The sequence below is a fragment of the Burkholderia sp. SCN-KJ genome (assembly GCF_024656005.1).
GTDB lineage: Bacteria > Pseudomonadota > Gammaproteobacteria > Burkholderiales > Burkholderiaceae > Burkholderia.
In genome coordinates this window covers 1-15020 of record NZ_JANKOG010000030.1, presented here as the reverse complement: position 1 = coordinate 15020, position 15020 = coordinate 1, and the positions used below count along the sequence as shown (strand labels likewise).

Annotated in this window: 20 protein-coding genes, 1 tRNA gene and 1 pseudogene; 18 read left to right on the top strand and 4 right to left on the bottom strand. The window is 63.7% G+C overall.

Annotated elements, in window-relative coordinates:
- Positions 1-31: 31 nt before the first annotated feature.
- From NQV17_RS32610 to tatC, 11 genes are all read left to right on the top strand, one after another.
- Positions 32-652, top strand: coding sequence for a YchE family NAAT transporter (locus tag NQV17_RS32610; protein WP_044845956.1), 621 nt, complete (start codon positions 32-34; stop codon positions 650-652).
- Positions 649-1290 carry an imidazole glycerol phosphate synthase subunit HisH gene (hisH, locus tag NQV17_RS32605; protein ID WP_044845955.1) on the top strand — a complete coding sequence of 214 codons (642 nt, stop codon included), beginning with the start codon at positions 649-651 and terminating at the stop codon, positions 1288-1290. The genes NQV17_RS32610 and hisH overlap by 4 nt, the downstream gene beginning before the upstream one ends.
- A gap of 163 nt (positions 1291-1453) precedes the next feature.
- Entirely contained in the window at positions 1454-2209 is a 756-nt protein-coding gene (hisA, locus tag NQV17_RS32600; protein WP_257775421.1) for a 1-(5-phosphoribosyl)-5-[(5-phosphoribosylamino)methylideneamino]imidazole-4-carboxamide isomerase, read from the top strand.
- Positions 2210-2313: 104 nt separating this feature from the next.
- Complete coding sequence (hisF, locus tag NQV17_RS32595; RefSeq protein ID WP_257775420.1) at positions 2314-3087, top strand: imidazole glycerol phosphate synthase subunit HisF; 774 nt, start codon at positions 2314-2316, stop codon at positions 3085-3087.
- Positions 3087-3503 carry a phosphoribosyl-AMP cyclohydrolase gene (hisI, locus tag NQV17_RS32590; protein WP_044845954.1) on the top strand — a complete coding sequence of 139 codons (417 nt, stop codon included), beginning with the start codon at positions 3087-3089 and terminating at the stop codon, positions 3501-3503. The genes hisF and hisI overlap by 1 nt, the downstream gene beginning before the upstream one ends.
- A complete protein-coding gene (locus NQV17_RS32585) occupies positions 3500-3865 on the top strand; it encodes a phosphoribosyl-ATP diphosphatase (RefSeq protein ID WP_044845953.1) in 366 nt (121 codons plus the stop codon). Before hisI ends, NQV17_RS32585 begins: the two co-directional genes overlap by 4 nt.
- A 71-nt stretch (positions 3866-3936) precedes the next feature.
- The gene (locus tag NQV17_RS32580; RefSeq protein ID WP_124487859.1) at positions 3937-4329 is read left to right on the top strand and encodes a hypothetical protein; all 393 of its coding nucleotides are present in this window, start codon (positions 3937-3939) and stop codon (positions 4327-4329) included.
- 29 nt (positions 4330-4358) lie between these two features.
- Positions 4359-4724 carry a histidine triad nucleotide-binding protein gene (locus tag NQV17_RS32575; protein ID WP_044845951.1) on the top strand — a complete coding sequence of 122 codons (366 nt, stop codon included), beginning with the start codon at positions 4359-4361 and terminating at the stop codon, positions 4722-4724.
- A 93-nt stretch (positions 4725-4817) separates the two neighbouring features.
- Entirely contained in the window at positions 4818-5048 is a 231-nt protein-coding gene (tatA, locus tag NQV17_RS32570; RefSeq protein ID WP_044845950.1) for a Sec-independent protein translocase subunit TatA, read from the top strand.
- 26 nt (positions 5049-5074) lie between these two features.
- Entirely contained in the window at positions 5075-5605 is a 531-nt protein-coding gene (gene tatB / locus NQV17_RS32565) for a Sec-independent protein translocase protein TatB (RefSeq protein WP_044845949.1), read from the top strand.
- Between the two features lie 41 nt (positions 5606-5646).
- Positions 5647-6429 carry a twin-arginine translocase subunit TatC gene (gene tatC / locus NQV17_RS32560; protein ID WP_044845948.1) on the top strand — a complete coding sequence of 261 codons (783 nt, stop codon included), beginning with the start codon at positions 5647-5649 and terminating at the stop codon, positions 6427-6429.
- Between the two features lie 241 nt (positions 6430-6670).
- On the opposite strand, the gene NQV17_RS32555 is transcribed toward tatC, so the two are convergent.
- On the bottom strand, positions 6671-7876 hold the full coding sequence (locus NQV17_RS32555; RefSeq protein ID WP_044845947.1) for a Do family serine endopeptidase: 1206 nt from the start codon (positions 7874-7876) through the stop codon (positions 6671-6673).
- Between the two features lie 21 nt (positions 7877-7897).
- Here NQV17_RS32555 and NQV17_RS32550 point away from each other — a divergent pair, with 21 nt between their 5' ends.
- From NQV17_RS32550 to NQV17_RS32520, 7 genes are all read left to right on the top strand, one after another.
- Positions 7898-8644: a Nif3-like dinuclear metal center hexameric protein gene (locus NQV17_RS32550; RefSeq protein WP_044845946.1), complete on the top strand. Its 747-nt coding sequence runs from the start codon at positions 7898-7900 to the stop codon at positions 8642-8644.
- 218 nt (positions 8645-8862) lie between these two features.
- Complete coding sequence (gene petA, locus NQV17_RS32545; protein ID WP_124453489.1) at positions 8863-9483, top strand: ubiquinol-cytochrome c reductase iron-sulfur subunit; 621 nt, start codon at positions 8863-8865, stop codon at positions 9481-9483.
- On the top strand, positions 9480-10862 hold the full coding sequence (locus NQV17_RS32540) for a cytochrome bc complex cytochrome b subunit (RefSeq protein WP_124487862.1): 1383 nt from the start codon (positions 9480-9482) through the stop codon (positions 10860-10862). Before petA ends, NQV17_RS32540 begins: the two co-directional genes overlap by 4 nt.
- A gap of 21 nt (positions 10863-10883) precedes the next feature.
- Positions 10884-11642 (top strand): cytochrome c1, encoded by a 759-nt coding sequence (locus NQV17_RS32535; protein ID WP_257775419.1) that lies wholly within the window; start codon positions 10884-10886, stop codon positions 11640-11642.
- 94 nt (positions 11643-11736) lie between these two features.
- The gene (locus NQV17_RS32530) at positions 11737-12348 is read left to right on the top strand and encodes a glutathione S-transferase N-terminal domain-containing protein (RefSeq protein WP_006400565.1); all 612 of its coding nucleotides are present in this window, start codon (positions 11737-11739) and stop codon (positions 12346-12348) included.
- A 71-nt stretch (positions 12349-12419) separates the two neighbouring features.
- Positions 12420-12941, top strand: coding sequence for a ClpXP protease specificity-enhancing factor (locus NQV17_RS32525; RefSeq protein ID WP_257775418.1), 522 nt, complete (start codon positions 12420-12422; stop codon positions 12939-12941).
- A 19-nt stretch (positions 12942-12960) separates the two neighbouring features.
- Positions 12961-13036 (top strand) — tRNA-Thr (locus NQV17_RS32520).
- Between the two features lie 111 nt (positions 13037-13147).
- Here the strand turns inward: NQV17_RS32520 and NQV17_RS32515 are convergent.
- The 3 genes and pseudogenes from NQV17_RS32515 to istA form a co-directional block, all read right to left on the bottom strand.
- Positions 13148-13729, bottom strand: a complete 582-nt coding sequence (locus NQV17_RS32515; protein ID WP_257775417.1) for a PIN domain-containing protein — start codon at positions 13727-13729, stop codon at positions 13148-13150.
- 1 nt (position 13730) lies between these two features.
- On the bottom strand, positions 13731-14201 hold the full coding sequence (locus NQV17_RS32510; RefSeq protein ID WP_209821255.1) for an excisionase family DNA-binding protein: 471 nt from the start codon (positions 14199-14201) through the stop codon (positions 13731-13733).
- Between the two features lie 255 nt (positions 14202-14456).
- Positions 14457-15020, bottom strand: a pseudogene (gene istA / locus NQV17_RS32505) (IS21 family transposase); the annotation flags it as partial.

Sequence of the window (15020 nt, the reverse complement as noted above, 5' to 3'; positions counted from 1 at the left end):
TCACGGCTTCGGCGCGGCGCGCCGGCTTGCGATGGATCTGCTCAAATCGTTCATTTCTCTGCTCGCGCTGATCAATCCGGTCGGCGCGGTGCCGTTCTTCCTGAGCCTGACGGCGCAGCAGACGGACGACGAGCGGCGCCGCACGATCCGGATCGCGTCGGTGTCGGTGTTCTGCGTGATGACGGTGACGACGCTGCTCGGGCAGCAGATCATCGACTTCTTCGGCATATCGGTCGGCTCGCTGGAGGTGGGCGGCGGGATCATCATGCTGCTGATGGCGATCAGCATGCTGAACGCTCAGGCCGGCAACACCCGCTCGACGCCGGAGGAGCGCCACGAAGCCGAGCAGAAGGACAACATCGCGGTCGTGCCGCTGGCGATTCCGCTGCTGACGGGCCCCGGCTCGATCAGCACGGTGATCATCTATGCGGCGAACTCGCATCACTGGTATGAGCGAGCCGGGCTCGTCGCGATCGGCGCGGCGCTGGCTCTGCTGTGTTTCTTCGCGATGCGGCTTGCCGAGCCGATCGCGAACTGGATCGGCCGCACCGGCATCAACATCGCCACGCGGCTGATGGGTTTGATGCTGTCGGCGCTGGCGGTGGAATTCATCGTCAATGGACTGAGGGCGCTACTGCCTGCACTGAGATGAAAACTTCGATTGCGATTGTGGATTATGGGATGGGCAACCTGCGCTCGGTCGCGCAGGCGCTCAAGAAGGCCGAACCGGCCGCCGACGTGGCGATCGTCGACACGCCGGCCGCGATTCGCGCGGCCGACCGCGTCGTGCTGCCCGGCCAGGGCGCGATGCCCGACTGCATGCGCTGCCTCGGCGAATCGGGGCTGCAGGAAGCGGTGATCGAGGCGTCGCGCACGAAGCCGCTGCTCGGCGTGTGCGTCGGCGAGCAGATGCTGTTCGACTGGAGCGCGGAAGGCGACACGAAGGGCCTGGGCCTGCTGCCCGGCAAGGTCGTGCGTTTCGAGCTCGACGGCCGGCTGCAGGACGACGGCTCGCGCTTCAAGGTGCCGCAAATGGGCTGGAACCGCGTGCGCCAGTCGCAGCCGCACCCGCTGTGGGACGGCGTGCCCGACGACGCGTATTTCTACTTCGTTCACAGCTATTACGTGAGCCCGGACAACCCGGCGCACACGGTCGGCGAAACGGCCTACGGCGCGCCGTTTACGTCAGCGGTCGCGCGGGACAATCTCTTCGCGACCCAATTCCACCCCGAGAAAAGCGCGGAAGTTGGGTTGCGTCTGTATCGCAACTTCGTACACTGGAAGCCGTGAACGTGGTGCGCGAGCCACAGTTGACAGGGCGCAAACGCCTGTCGTGCGGGGCTCGCACGCTTAAGCACCGAAAGAGTTGTACTAAACTAGCGAGACGGCGCGGCACCGGTTTGGCCGGTGCGCGCCGGATTCTTTTCATTTTCCACGACGACACCCGATTGCTATGTTGCTGATTCCGGCCATCGATCTCAAAGACGGTCAGTGTGTGCGCCTCAAACAGGGCGATATGGACCAGGCCACGATTTTCTCCGAGGACCCGGCGGCGATGGCCCGCAAGTGGGTCGATCTCGGCGCCCGGCGGCTGCATCTGGTCGACCTGAACGGCGCATTCGCCGGCAAGCCGAAGAATCTCGAGGCGATCGAAGCGATCCTCGACGAAGTCGGCGACGAAATCCCCGTTCAGCTCGGCGGCGGCATCCGCAGCCTCGAGACGATCGAGAAGTATCTCGACGCGGGCCTGTCCTACGTGATCATCGGCACCGCGGCCGTGAAGGATCCGGGCTTCCTGCAGGACGCGTGCACCGCGTTCGCGGGCAACATCATCGTCGGCCTGGACGCGAAGGACGGCAAGGTCGCGACCGACGGCTGGAGCAAGCTGACGGGCCACGAGGTGATCGATCTCGCGCAGAAGTTCGAGGATTACGGCGTCGAATCGATCGTCTATACGGACATCGGCCGCGACGGGATGCTGCAGGGCATCAACATCGAGGCGACCGTGAAGCTCGCGCAGGCGGTCGGCATTCCGGTGATCGCCAGCGGCGGCCTGTCGAACCTCACGGACATCGAGAGCCTGTGCGAAGTGGAAGAGCACGGCGTCGAAGGCGTGATCTGCGGCCGTGCGATCTACTCCGGCGATCTCGATTTCGCGGCCGCGCAAAAGCGCGCGGACGAACTGAACGGCGAACTCGACAACGCGTAACCGCGGTGTCCCGTTCGCCGGGGCTGCCCGCAGGCGGCCCCGACCGGAAGCCTCGCGCGAGGCTTCCGCAACCGGCCGTTCCACCGCGGCCTATGGCGTACATCATGGCTCTAGCTAAACGCATCATCCCCTGCCTGGACGTGACTGCCGGGCGTGTCGTCAAGGGCGTCAACTTCGTCGAGCTGCGCGATGCCGGCGACCCCGTCGAAATCGCCCGCCGTTACGACGACCAGGGCGCCGACGAACTGACGTTCCTCGACATCACCGCGACTTCCGACCAGCGCGACCTGATCCTGCCGATCATCGAAGCCGTCGCGTCGCAGGTCTTCATTCCGCTGACCGTCGGCGGCGGCGTGCGCGCCGTCGAGGACGTGCGGCGCCTGTTGAACGCCGGCGCGGACAAGGTCAGCATGAATTCGTCGGCGGTCGCGAACCCGCAGCTCGTGCGCGACGCGGCCGACAAATACGGCTCGCAGTGCATCGTCGTCGCGATCGACGCGAAGCGCGTGTCGGCCGACGGCGAGGCGCCGCGCTGGGAAGTCTTCACGCACGGCGGCCGCAAGGGCACGGGCCTGGATGCGATCGAATGGGCGCGCAAGATGGCCGAGCTCGGCGCGGGCGAGATCCTGCTCACGAGCATGGACCGCGACGGCACGAAGTCGGGCTTCGACCTCGCACTCACGCGCGGCGTGTCGGACGCGGTGCCGGTGCCGGTGATCGCATCGGGCGGTGTCGGCTGCCTGCAGGATCTCGCGGACGGCATCAAGGACGGCCGCGCCGACGCGGTGCTGGCCGCCAGCATCTTCCACTACGGCGAGCACACGGTCGGCGAGGCGAAGCGCTTCATGGCCGACCAGGGCATCGCGGTGAGGCTGTGATGAATACGGAAACGAAATCCCTGCCCGCGTGGCTCGACAAGGTCCGCTGGGACGACAACGGCCTCGTGCCGGTGATCGCGCAGGAAGCGTCGACGAACGACGTGCTGATGTTCGCGTGGATGAACCGCGAGGCGCTGGCGAAGACGATCGAGACGCAGCGCGCGGTCTACTATTCGCGCTCGCGCAAGCGCCTGTGGTTCAAGGGCGAGGAGTCGGGCCACGTGCAGCACGTGCACGAGGTGCGGCTCGACTGCGACGAGGACGTCGTGCTGCTGAAGGTCGAGCAGGTGTCGGGCATTGCCTGCCACACCGGCCGGCATTCGTGCTTCTTCCAGAAATTCGAAGGTACGGTGGACAGCGGCGACTGGGTCGCGGTCGATCCGGTGCTCAAAGACCCCGAACACATCTACAAATGACGCAATCGACCGAAGACACGCTGCTGCGCCTTGCTGCCGTGATCGACAGCCGCAAGGGCGGCGACCCCGAACAATCGTACGTATCGCGCCTGTTCCACAAGGGCGACGACGCGGTGCTGAAGAAGATCGGCGAAGAGGCGACCGAAGTCGTGCTGGCCGCGAAGGACGTACGCCAGGGCGGCGCGCCGACGGCGCTGGTCGGCGAGGTAGCCGATTTGTGGTTCCACTGCCTCGTGATGCTGTCGCATTTCGACCTGAGCCCGGCCGACGTGATCGCCGAACTCGAGCGCCGCGAAGGGTTGTCGGGCATCGAGGAAAAGGCGCTGCGCAAGCGCCGCGAGCGCGAGGAAAACGGCGGTTGACGGCTCGCGGCCTGCCGCGCCGGCGACAGTGCGGTAAGCTGTAAGAATTGTCATCCAACGAGGGTAGCATCATGACCGATACGCCGAGCCAGCTTCCGACGCCGTCGGTGCCGGGTGCAGCGGACGCCGAGCGGCTGAACGGTTTGCGCACGTTGACGCACGTGCTGTACGGCCTCTACGCGATTCATTGGCTGACGGGCGGCGTCACCGGTCTCATCGCGATCATCATCAACTACGTGAAGCGCGGCGACGTGGCCGGCACGCCGTACGCCGACCATTTCGAGTGGCAGATCCGCACGTTCTGGCGCGCGCTGATCGCTTACGTGATCGGCTTCGCGCTGATGTTCGTGGGCGTGGGATTCGTCATCATGTTTGTCACGTGGATTTGGACGCTGTACCGTATCATCAAAGGTTGGCTGTACCTGAACGACAACAAGACGCTCGATCCGCAGGCCTGGTTCTGACCGGCGCGCGGGCGTTTCGCAGGAGCAACATGAGTCACGATCCGAATTGCCTGTTCTGCAAGATCGCGGCGGGCGAGATCCCGAGCACGAAGGTGCACGAGGACGACGAATTCGTCGCGTTCCGCGACATCCGCCCCGCGGCCGAGACGCATGTGCTCGTGATTCCGCGCCGGCACGTGCCGACGCTGTCGGCGGCGAGCGAGGCCGACGCGCCGATGCTCGGCCGGCTGATGCTGCTGGTCGCGCGTCTGGCCGACCAGCTCGGTGTCGCGTACACGGGTGGCGAAACCGGTTTTCGCACGGTGATCAACACGGGCCCCGGTGGCGGGCAGGAGGTGTACCACCTGCACGCGCACATTCTGGCCGGCCCGCGCCCGTGGCTGCGGATGGGTTGACGTCGCGGGGCGTTTCCCCGCATCGATAGTCGAAGCCGGCGTGCCGCCGGCGATTTGCGCCGCGACGCGGCGTGGTTGAGGAGAGGTTTCATCATGGGTGGATTGAGCATTTGGCACTGGCTGATCGTGCTGCTGATCGTCGCGCTGGTTTTCGGTACGAAGAAGTTGCGCAACATCGGCAACGACCTCGGCAGCGCCGTGAAGGGTTTCAAGGACGGCATGAAGGACGGCGAGACGCCGGCGGACGCGCAGCAGCTGCCGCGCAACGGCTCGGTCGACGTCAACGCGAAGGAAACGACGCGTTCCGACTCGAACAAGGCGTAACGCCGGCACGCTGACAGGCATTCGCGATGCTGGATCTCGGTCTTTCGAAGATGGCGCTGATCGGCGTCGTCGCGCTCGTGGTGCTCGGCCCCGAGCGCCTGCCGCGCGTCGCGCGTACGGCCGGCGCACTGTTCGGCCGCGCGCAGCGGTACATCAACGACGTGAAGGCCGAGGTCTCGCGCGAAATCGAACTCGACGCGTTGCGGACGATGAAGACCGATTTCGAGACGGCCGCGCGCAATGTCGAGACGACGATTCACGACAACCTGCGCGAGCACGAGAAGGAACTGAACGACACGTGGAACTCCGCGGTCGGCGGCCTTAACGAAGGCTCGGTCGATGCCGGCACGTACGGCTCCGACACGCCCGCGGCGCCGTCGTGGCGCGGCAGCACGGCCGCGCTTGCGCCAAAGCGTCGCAACTGGCGTGTGAAACAGGCGGCGACGCCTGTCTGGTACAAGCGCGCGACGACCCGCCGCACGCACGTGCAGTCGGGCGCCGCGCGTGTCGCGCGCCACCAGCCGGCCAGCCTGCGCCGGCCGACGCGCTTCTTCTGAGCCGAGCGCATGCTCGCTCGTCAATCCTACCGAGGGCCGGTGTGAGCGACCCCCAGCAGAACCCGGGCGACGCCCCGGAAGAAACCTTCATTTCCCATCTCGTCGAGCTTCGCGACCGCATCATTCGCGCGGGGCTGGCCGTGATCGTCGTGTTCCTCGGGCTCGTGTACTGGGCGCCCGACATCTTCCGGCTGCTCGCGCGGCCGCTGATGGAAAACCTGCCCAAGGGCGGCAGGATGATCGTGACCGACGTCACCGGCTCGTTCTTCGTGCCGATGAAGGTCACGATGCTCGTCGCGCTCGTGATCGCGCTGCCGATCGTGCTGTACCAGATCTGGGCGTTCGTCGCGCCGGGGCTGTACCAGCACGAGAAGAAGCTCGTCGCGCCGCTCGTCGGCAGCAGCTATGTCCTGTTCCTGTGCGGGATGGCGTTCGCGTACTTCCTCGTGTTCCCGACGATCTTCCGCGTGATGGCGCACTACAACGCGCCGCTCGGCGCGGAGATGTCGACCGATATCGACAACTACCTGAGCTTCGTGCTCGGGATGTTCATCGCGTTCGGCGTCACGTTCGAGGTGCCGATCGTCGTCGTGCTGCTCGTCCGGATGGGCGTGCTGACGTTGAAGAAGCTGAAGGAGATGCGGCCGTACGTGATCGTCGGCGCGTTCGTCGTCGCGGCGGTCGTCACGCCGCCGGACGTGTTCTCGCAGCTGATGCTCGCGTTGCCGCTCGTCGTGCTGTTCGAGATCGGGCTGCTGGCCGCGCGATTCTTCGTACCGAAGCCGACGGAAGAACCCGAGGCGGAGAACGGCGCCGCGAGTTGATGCGGGACCGGTGCCGGCGGCCGGCATGGTCGCGGTCGTCGATGCGGCCCCTCGACAGCGTTGAAGCCGGGCGGGCCGACCGGATGGCGCAGATCGCGAGGGCGCCCGCAGCTTCTTCGCCGTGAAGAAGGCATGCCGGGGCAACGCCGCCGGACCAAAGCAACAGGGCAGCCGATCAGGCTGCCCTTTTTTGTTTCCGTCCTTGGCCGGCAAGCGGCGCCGGTACGCCGCCCGCCGGAGGTCATTCGCTGTCGCTGTCCTGTTCGTCGAGCGCCTGCTTCGGCGGCGGCGGGCGCTTGCCGATCACGACCTTCACGTCGAACTCCTTGCCCTTGCGCACGACGTGCACTTTGGTCGGCGTGCCCGGCTTGATCTGCGCGACGGTGTTCAGCAGCTTCGTCGTGTCGGTGATGTCGTCGCCGTTCACGCTCACGAGGATGTCGCCCGGCTTGATGCCGGCCTTGTCGGCCGGCCCGCCCTGCAGCACGCCCGCGACGATCGCGCCCGACTTCTGCTGGAGCCCGAACGATTCGGCGATTTCCGGCGTGACGTCCTGCGGCTCGACGCCGATCCAGCCGCGCGTGACCGAGCCCGTCGTGATGATGCTTTCGAGCACGGTGCGCGCGGTCGACACGGGGATCGCGAAGCCGATGCCGAGCGAGCCGCCCGAGCGCGAGTAGATCGCCGTGTTGATGCCGAGCAGGTTGCCGTTGACGTCGACCAGCGCGCCGCCCGAGTTGCCCGGGTTGATCGGCGCGTCGGTCTGGATGAAGTTCTCGAACGTGTTGATGCCGAGGTGATTGCGGCCGAGCGCGCTGATGATCCCCATCGTGACCGTCTGGCCGACGCCGAACGGGTTGCCGATCGCGAGCACGACGTCGCCGACCCGCGACTGGTCGGAACGGCCGAGCGTGATCGTCGGCAGGTTCGTCATGTTGATCTTCAGCACGGCGAGGTCGGTTTCCGGGTCGCTGCCGATCACCTTCGCGGTGCCCGTGCGGCCGTCGGCGAGCGCGACTTCGATCTGGTCGGCGCCGTCCACGACGTGCTGGTTCGTTAGAATGTAACCTTCAGGGCTCACGATAACGCCCGAGCCCAGGTTGGCGGCCGGCTCGTCGTGCTGCTTGCGCGCATTGCGGTCGCCGAAGAAGTAGCGGAACAGCGGATCCTTCGCGCGCGGATCGGGCGGCAGCGAGCCGTCCTTGCTGGAGAAGACGTTGACGACGGCGGGCATCGCCTTTTGCGCGGCCTCGGCGTACGACGTGGTCGCGGGGGCGCCGCCGATGCCCGGTGCGACTTCGCGCAGCGCGACGATCGGCGTGGCGAGCTGCTTGCCGAGCTGTCCTTGCCGTTGCAGCCATTGCGGCTTGAGCGTCACGACGATGAACATCAGCGCGAGCAGTACGGTCACCGCCTGCGCGAAGAACAGCCAGAAGCGTCTAAGCATCTGAAAGGATTAGAGGTTTATATGGATCGGATCGAACTTGAATTGTACTTGAACAATACCCTTGAAATCGCGCGCTTCAAGGACTATTGCCCGAACGGCCTCCAGGTCGAGGGGCGCCGCAAGATCGAGAAGATCGCTACCGGCGTGACGGCGTCGGTCGCGTTCCTCGAAGCCGCGCTCGAATGGGGCGCGGATGCGGTGCTCGTCCATCACGGCTATTTCTGGCGCAACGAGGCGCCGCAGATCACCGGCCGCAAGTACCAGCGGCTGAAGCTGCTGCTCGCGAACGACCTGAACCTGTTCGCATTCCACCTGCCGCTCGACGCGCACCCCGAGTTCGGCAACAACGCGCAGCTCGGCGAGAAGCTCGGGCTGCTCGGCGAGCAGCGTTTCGGCGACGGCGACCTCGGCTGGATGGCCACGCTGCCGATGCCCGTCTCGCTCGAGCACTTCGTCGCGAAGGTCGAGCGCACGCTCGGCCGCACGCCGCTCGTGCTCGGCGATCCGGAGATGCAGTTGCGCCGCATCGCATGGTGTACGGGCGCCGCGCAAAGCTATTTCGACGCGGCGATCGACGCGGGCGCCGACGTGTTCCTGACGGGCGAGGTGTCGGAATCCGTCACGCACGCGTCGGCCGAGAGCGGCGTCGCGTTCGTTGCGGCAGGGCACCACGCGACCGAACGCTACGGAATCCAGGCGCTCGGCGCCCACTTGTCCGAAGAATTCGATCTCGAACACCTTTTTATCGATATTCATAATCCGGTCTGAACCCCGGATTTGCGGCGGTGCATCGAAATTCCGCAATGTAGCGCATGCTTAAAAGTGAAATGATTTAATCGCTCCGATAGTGGGGGAAAACCCTTAACTATCAATTACTTCGAAGGGATTTTCGTCTCCGGGCCTTGTAAATGGCGACTCCATTCGCGCAAACTAGCGGCGGAATGAAAAGTCGTGACGGAAAATCCAACTCAGAAGTGGGGCGTGTGATGCGAGACAAGGAAGAGAAACGCGTCGACAGCGGCCGCCGTACCTGGCTGATTGCGACATCCGTAGCAGGTGGCGTGGGAGGCGTAGCCACCGTCATACCTTTCGCGGCGTCGCTTGCGCCGTCCGCGAAAGCGAAAGCGGCCGGAGCCCCGGTCGAGGTCGACATCAGCAGCCTGAAGCCCGGCGAGATGGTCACGGTGCCGTGGCGCGGCAAACCCGTCTGGATCCTGAATCGCACCGATTCGATGCTGGCCGACGTCGTCAAGGCCGACAAGGAAGTGGCCGATCCGACCTCGAAATCCCCGTATTCGATGCCGTTGCCCGCGTATTGCGCGAACGAATATCGCGCGCGGGCCGATCGCAAGAACATTCTCGTCGTGATGGCCGTGTGTACGCACCTCGGCTGCACGCCTAGCCAACGCTTCACGCCGGGTCCGCAGCCGAACCTGCCGGACGACTGGCCGGGCGGCTTCCTGTGCCCGTGCCACGGTTCGACCTACGACCTCGCCGGCCGCGTGTTCAAGAACAAGCCGGCGCCCCAGAATCTCGACATCCCGCCCTACATGTTCACGTCGGCGACGACCCTCGTGATCGGCAAGGACGAGAAAGGAGAAGCGTGATGGCCGACAACAAGGAAGTCTCCACGACAGGTCTCACCGGCTGGGTCGACCAGCGCTTCCCGCTCACGTCCACCTGGAAGAAGCACGTTTCCGAGTACTACGCGCCGAAGAACTTCAACTTCTGGTACTTCTTCGGCTCACTCGCGCTGCTGGTGCTCGTCAACCAGATCGTCACGGGCATCTTCCTGACGATGAACTACAAGCCCGATTCGACGCTCGCGTTCGCATCGGTCGAGTACATCATGCGCGAGGTGCCGTGGGGCTGGCTGATCCGCTACATGCACTCGACCGGTGCGTCGATGTTCTTCGTCGTCGTGTACCTGCACATGTTCCGCGGGCTGATGTACGGGTCGTACCGCAAGCCGCGCGAACTCGTGTGGATCTTCGGCTGCGCGATATTCCTGTGCCTGATGGCCGAGGCGTTCTTCGGCTACCTGCTGCCGTGGGGCCAGATGTCGTTCTGGGGCGCGCAGGTGATCGTGAACCTGTTCTCGGCGATCCCGTTCGTCGGCCCGGACCTGTCGTTGTGGATCCGCGGCGACTACGTGGTGTCCGACGTCACGCTGAACCGCTTCTTCGCGTTCCACGTGATCGCGATTCCGCTCGTGCTGGTCGGCCTCGTGATCGCGCACCTCGTCGCGCTGCACGAAGTGGGGTCGAACAACCCCGACGGCATCGAGATCAAGGCGAAGAAGGACGCGGACGGCATTCCGCTCGACGGCATCCCGTTCCACCCGTACTACTCGGTGCACGATTTCTTCGGCGTCTGCGTGTTCCTGATGGTGTTCGCGCTGATCGTGTTCTTCTCGCCGGAGATGGGCGGCTACTTCCTCGAGTCGAACAACTTCGTCCCGGCGAATCCGCTGCAGACGCCGCCGGAAATCGCGCCGGTGTGGTACTTCACCGCGTTCTACGCGATGCTGCGCGCGACCACCGATCCGTTCAAGATCGTGCTGATGATCGTGATCGCGCTGCTCGGCGTGCTCGCGCTGATCCGCGCGCGCGGCAAGTGGAAGGTCGGGCTGCCGGTGCTGGCCGCGGCGATCGTCGTGTTCATGTTCCTGACCGAATCGAAGTTCTGGGGCGTCGTCGTGATGGGCTCGGCGGTGATCACGCTGTTCTTCCTGCCGTGGCTCGACCGCAGCCCGGTCAAGTCGATCCGCTACCGGCCGCTGTTCCACAAGGTGTTCCTCGGGATCTTCGTCGCGGCGTTCCTGATCCTCGCGTTCCTCGGCACGCGGCCGCCGTCGCCGGTCTCGACGCTGATCGCGCAGGGCTGTGCGCTGATCTACTTCGCGTTCTTCCTCGGCATGCCCGTCTGGACGCCGCTTGGCACGTTCAAGCAGCCGCCGGAACGGGTGCGCTTCAAGCCCCATTAACGTGAGCGAGGAGAGAACGACATGAAGAAACTGCTTTCGACGCTCGCGCTGATCGGGGCGACGGCCGTCGCGCTGCTGGCGGCGCCGGCCGTGCGCGCGGAGGGTAATTTTCCGCTCGACCGGGCGCCCGATAACACGGAAAATCTCGTTTCGCTTCAGCACGGCGCGCAATTGTTTGTAAACTATTGCCTGAACTGCCACAGCGCGAACCTGATGCGCTACAACCGTCTGACGGATCTGGGCATATCCCAGAAGGAGATCGAAACGAATCTCCTGTTCACGACCGACAAGGTCGGGAACACGATGTCCGTCGCGATGCGGCCCGAAGATGCGAAGAACTGGCTCGGCACGACGCCGCCCGACCTGTCGGTCGAGGAGCGGGCGCGCGGTCGCGACTGGCTGTACACGTATCTGCGGAGTTTCTACCGCGACGATACGCGGCCGAGCGGCTGGAACAACGCGGTGTTCGAGAACGTCGGCATGCCCCATGTATTGTGGCAACTGCAGGGGCAGCGCACTGCCAAATTCGAAGACAAGACGGACGAGGAGACGGGCGAGAAGGTCCACACGCTCGTCGGCTTCCAGCAGGTCACGCCGGGGACGTTGTCGCCGCCGGACTATGATGCTGCGGTGGCCGACCTGGTGGCCTATATGACATGGATGTCCGAGCCGGCCCAGCAGACCCGCAAACGCCTCGGCGTGTGGGTGCTGGTCTTTCTCGGTGTCCTGACTTTCCTGGCCTGGCGGCTCAATGCCGCGTACTGGAAAGATATCAAGTAAACACGCCTGACCGGCGTGGGGCCGGCGCAAGGCGGAACCCGTGAAAGGGGTTGCGCTGCGTGCCGGCCCTCGGCTTTTTTGAGGAAACGCAAATATGATGGTTCTGTATTCCGGCACAACTTGCCCGTTCTCCCAGCGTTGCCGGCTGGTGCTGTTCGAGAAGGGGATGGATTTCGAGATCCGTGACGTCGACCTGTTCAACAAGCCGGAAGACATCTCGGTGATGAACCCGTACGGTCAGGTGCCGATTCTGGTCGAGCGCGACCTGATCCTGTACGAATCGAACATCATCAACGAATACATCGACGAGCGCTTCCCGCACCCGCAGCTGATGCCGGCCGACCCGGTGCAGCGCGCCCGTGCACGCCTGTTCCTGCTCAACTTCGAGAAGGAGCTGTTCGTTCACGTCAGCACGCTCGAGAACGAGAAGGGCAAGGCAGCGGAGAAGAACCACGAGAAGGCACGCCTCGCGATCCGCGATCGCCTGACGCAGCTCGCGCCGATCTTCGTGAAGAACAAGTACATGCTCGGCGAGGAGTTCTCGATGCTCGACGTCGCGATCGCGCCGCTGCTGTGGCGTCTGGATCACTACGGCATCGAACTGTCGAAGAACGCCGCGCCGCTGATGAAGTATGCCGAGCGGATCTTCAGCCGTCCGGCCTATATCGAAGCACTGACGCCGTCCGAAAAGGTCATGCGTCGCTGATGATGCAATGAGGGCAAGACGGAGCGGGCGGCGCGGCGTGCCGCGTGCCCGCTCCGGGTTCGAGGATTGTGATGCAAGAGATTTCAACGAAGCCTTATCTGCTGCGCGCGCTGTACGAGTGGTGCACCGATAACGGTTACACGCCGCATATCGCGGTGAGGGTCGACAACTCGACGCGCGTGCCGCGTCAGTTCGTGCGTGACGGCGAGATCGTGCTCAACATCAGCTTCGAGGCGACGAGCCAGCTGCAGATGGGTAACGAGTGGATCGAGTTCACCGCCCGGTTCTCCGGGAAGGCGCACAAGATCGAGATTCCGGTGGCCAACGTGCTCGCGATCTACGCGCGCGAGAACGGCCAGGGGATGGCGTTCCAGGTCGATGCGGTGGCGGGCGAGGGCGCGGATTCGGGCGCGTTCGAGGACGATGCCGAGCAGACCGATGAGGTGCGGCGCGACGAGTCGCCAGTCGTGCTGGCGCCGGTTGCCGATCAAGGTGCGAACGAAGAACCGTCCGAAGGCGCCGACGAACCGCCGAAAACCGACGGGGATGGCTCGAAAGGCGGCAGCAGACCTCGCCTCAAGATCGTGAAATGAGGTAGAATCTCGCGTTTACGCCGGCTTAGCTCATCTGGTAGAGCAGTTGATTTGTAATCATCAGGTGGCGGGTTCGAGTCCTGCAGCCGGCACCAATGCTGAAGCGGGTCCCAGAGATGGGGCCCGCTTTTTTTGTTCTACAACAAGGCGGCTGTTCTACAAAACTTGCCGGCACGGCCCTCTTCTAGCCAACGCTAGGACGCCGGTTAAAGCAAGTCCGCCGCGTCGCGTATGCGCTGAGCTGTCGAGGGGAGACCGCTACGCTCCAAGGCTTGGGCAAAGTCTTCAACGGTCGATTCTGGTTTCCGCCGACGCGACCGCATCTGCTTAAATGCGGTCATGGCCCCGAGTGAATCTAGGTCCCACTGGTTAATGATGAACCTATCGGGGTCGACAATTTCTATTCCATATTCGGAGGCGATTGTATCCGGGAAATCGCGGCGGTTTGACGTCACGATGCAGTCTGCATGACCTGCAATGGCGGCAGCGAGAACGTGCCGATCGTCAGGATCGGGCAGGGCAAAACTCCCGATAAGTGGCGTCCAAGCCGCCTCGGATACCTCCCAGTCAGGAATCGCCTCGCGCATGCTATCCCGACGGGTGAGTAGCCGCCCTTGAAGGTCGGGCCGTTGTTCCTCTAACGATCTAATCCACTCAGTCTCTATCAACTGGGTCCACTTTGCCGCGAAAAAGCCAGCGGTTGCGAGGCTCAAGAGAGCGTCGGTAGTTACTAGAGGAAACAGGACGCATGCGTCCAATAGCGCCGTGTAGCGCGCATAGCCTGCCATCTCAGTAATCGAGACCCAAATCGCGAGCGTTATCGGCCATGCGCTCCAACGCAGCCATTTGCTTGCCTCGCATATCTTTCCGATAAGCAAGGAGGTCATCGAATGCGATTCGACGATGTGTTCCCACCATCCGATGGCCTAACCTTCCGGCTTCAATTTCCTTTATGACGAACGGTCGTGACACGTTAAGGAAGTGCGCTGCCTCAACAGTCGTGAACTCCCGGTTTGCCGGACTCAAGAGAATCGACCGACCCTCACTCATTGCCCCTAGCAACTGACCAATCAACTTCAAAGCTGCGGGCGGGACGTCAACAGACGGGTGATCACCCTTGTCAGTTGTAAGCGTGATTGCGGCTGCACGAGAATGATCGAGCGCCTCCATGATGCATCGCTGTGCTACGCGCGCCATTTCTACTTCACGCTCCGTCATCGGTGGAGGCGTCACCTCGCGGAATCGATCTACGGTTCGCATGTCATTTCTTCCCTAAAAAAACAAACTGTGCCATCAGCTAAGCTGGCTTACGTGTAAGCCAGCTTAGCTGATGGTGGGTTTAAATGCAATAAGTGAAACCTGTGCAATAAATGATAGGCGGGAAAGAGCACGGGCCGGGACAAATTGCACTATCGTGGTGCATTTTTGCGCCCCACGGGAAGCAGATTGCCCGAGGGGAGTCTGGGGGATGGAAAGTAGCTGCGTCACGACATTCCCCCCTGCGTGCCTGCCCCTCGCGTACTCGGTCGGTACGCTGTAGCGATTGCGTTGGAAGTGGATCAGGCTAGTTGCTGACACTCGCACCGGCTGCTCGATGTAGCCGTCGAAGGACTTCGGGTTTTGCATCAACCGCGGCTGTTCGTCTTGCAGCGGCTCTGCCACGGTCAACTCAGGCCACTGAGGATGCCTCAGTTCGTGCCATGCCTGACGGCAGCGCTCCGCTAGCCATATATTAAGGACATCGAGCGACTCCCAACGCATCCGGATCGCCTCATGCCAGATCTGGCGACGCCGATCCTGAACGTTTTTCTCGACGACTCCTTTCTCCCAACCAGCGGCCCGGTTGCAGAATTCGGGCTCGAACAGGTAGTGATTGCATGGAAGCGAGCGTTGATAGCCCGCTCCTTGCCGGGGCCAACTTTGTCGACCGCAGTTTTCATGTTGTCGTAAATGCCGCGACGCGGCACCCCGCCGAACGCGGCGAAGGCGCGGGCGTGGGCATCGAATAACATTTCGTGACTTTGGGTGTGGTACCCAACCAGCCAGAATGCCCGGCTTGCAGCGAGCTTTACATGAGCG